This is a genomic window from Rhodococcus sp. MS13 (assembly GCF_013277835.1).
Lineage (GTDB): Bacteria > Actinomycetota > Actinomycetes > Mycobacteriales > Mycobacteriaceae > Rhodococcus_F > Rhodococcus_F erythropolis.
Genome location: NZ_VBTL01000015.1, coordinates 1 through 2,500, shown reverse-complemented (window position 1 = coordinate 2,500; position 2,500 = coordinate 1). Strand labels below are relative to the sequence as shown.

General features: G+C 55.5%; 1 rRNA gene (cut by a window edge). It reads left to right on the top strand.

The annotated features are described in order from the left end of the window. A 23S ribosomal RNA gene (locus FEZ59_RS29585) occupies positions 1-2,452 on the top strand; it begins 683 nt to the left of the window's first position. The last annotated feature ends 48 nt before the right edge of the window (positions 2,453-2,500 follow it).

The following is a 2,500-nucleotide window of genomic DNA, read 5'->3' as shown; positions in this document are numbered from 1 at the left end:
AGTTAGTGGCATGTCGCGAGGTTAACCCGTGTGGGGTAGCCGTAGCGAAAGCGAGTCCGAATAGGGCGATCGTAGTGGCATGCTCTAGACCCGAAGCGGAGTGATCTACCCATGGCCAGGTTGAAGCGACGGTAAGACGTCGTGGAGGACCGAACCCACTTAGGTTGAAAACTGAGGGGATGAGTTGTGGGTAGGGGTGAAAGGCCAATCAAACTCCGTGATAGCTGGTTCTCCCCGAAATGCATTTAGGTGCAGCGTCGCGTGTTTCTCACCGGAGGTAGAGCTACTGGATGGTCTAGGGGGCCCACAAGCTTACCGAAATCAGCCAAACTCCGAATGCCGGTGAGTGAGAGCGCGGCAGTGAGACTGCGGGCGATAAGGTTCGTAGTCGAGAGGGAAACAGCCCAGATCGCCAGCTAAGGTCCCTAAGCGTGTACTAAGTGGAAAAGGATGTGGGGTCGCGAAGACAACCAGGAGGTTGGCTTAGAAGCAGCCACCCTTGAAAGAGTGCGTAATAGCTCACTGGTCAAGTGATCCTGCGCCGACAATGTAGCGGGGCTCAAGTACACCACCGAAGCTGCGGCATTCACGCAATAGCCCCCAGTTGATCCAAGGATTTTCTGGCAGGTGTGTGGATGGGTAGGGGAGCGTCGTGTGGCCATGGAAGCGGCAGGGTGACCTAGCCGTGGAGGCCACACGAGTGAGAATGCAGGCATGAGTAGCGAAAGACGAGTGAGAAACTCGTCCGCCGAATGACCAAGGGTTCCTGGGCCAGGTTAATCCGCCCAGGGTGAGTCGGGACCTAAGACGAGGCCGACAGGCGTAGCCGATGGACAACGGGTTGATATTCCCGTACCCGTGTGAACGCGCCCATGGTGAATCAGTGATACTAACCATCCTGAAGCCACGAGAAGACCTTCGGGTCTCGAGTTGGTGGATGCATGGGACCTGATCTGGTAGTAGCCAAGCGATGGGGTGACGCAGGAAGGTAGCTGAGCCAGTCAGTGGTAATACTGGTGTAAGCGTGTAGGGCGTGACCTAGGCAAATCCGGGTCACACATAGCCTGAGACGTGATGCGTAGCCGATTGAGGCGAATTCAGTGATCCTATGCTGCCGAGAAAAGCCTCTAGCGAGCTTTCACACGGCCCGTACCCCAAACCGACACAGGTGGTCAGGTAGAGAATACTAAGGCGATCGAGATAACTATGGTTAAGGAACTCGGCAAAATGCCCCCGTAACTTCGGGAGAAGGGGGGCCCTGTTTGGTGACGACATTTACTGTCTGAGCTGGGTGGGGCCGCAGAGACCAGTGAGAAGCGACTGTTTACTAAAAACACAGGTCCGTGCGAAGTCGTAAGACGATGTATACGGACTGACGCCTGCCCGGTGCTGGAAGGTTAAGAGGACCGGTTAGTTCCTTCGGGAGCGAAGCTGAGAATTTAAGCCCCAGTAAACGGCGGTGGTAACTATAACCATCCTAAGGTAGCGAAATTCCTTGTCGGGTAAGTTCCGACCTGCACGAATGGCGTAACGACTTCTCAGCTGTCTCAACCGTAGACTCGGCGAAATTGCATTACGAGTAAAGATGCTCGTTACGCGCGGCAGGACGAAAAGACCCCGGGACCTTCACTACAGCTTGGTATTGGTGTTCGGTTCGGTTTGTGTAGGATAGGTGGGAGACTGTGAAACGGTGACGCCAGTTATCGTGGAGTCGTTGTTGAAATACCACTCTGATCGAATTGGACCTCTAACCTCGGACCATGATCTGGTTCAGGGACAGTGCCTGGTGGGTAGTTTAACTGGGGCGGTTGCCTCCCAAAATGTAACGGAGGCGCCCAAAGGTTCCCTCAGCCTGGTTGGCAATCAGGTGTCGAGTGCAAGTGCACAAGGGAGCTTGACTGTGAGACTGACAGGTCGAGCAGGGACGAAAGTCGGGACTAGTGATCCGGCACCGGCAAGTGGAAGCGGTGTCGCTCAACGGATAAAAGGTACCCCGGGGATAACAGGCTGATCTTCCCCAAGAGTCCATATCGACGGGATGGTTTGGCACCTCGATGTCGGCTCGTCGCATCCTGGGGCTGGAGTAGGTCCCAAGGGTTGGGCTGTTCGCCCATTAAAGCGGCACGCGAGCTGGGTTTAGAACGTCGTGAGACAGTTCGGTCTCTATCCGCCGCGCGCGTTAGAAACTTGAGGAAGGCTGTCCCTAGTACGAGAGGACCGGGACGGACGAACCTCTGGTGTGCCAGTTGTTCCGCCAGGAGCACCGCTGGTTAGCTACGTTCGGAAGGGATAACCGCTGAAAGCATCTAAGCGGGAAGCCTGTTCCAAGATGAGGTTTCTCACCCCCTCGAGGGGGTAAGGCCCCCGGCAGACCACCGGGTTGATAGGCCAGAACTGGAAGTGCAGTAATGCATGCAGGTGACTGGTACTAATAGGCCGAGGACTTACCACAAAGAAGCTACGCGTCCACTGTGCGGTATCTGAAACAACACACAGATAC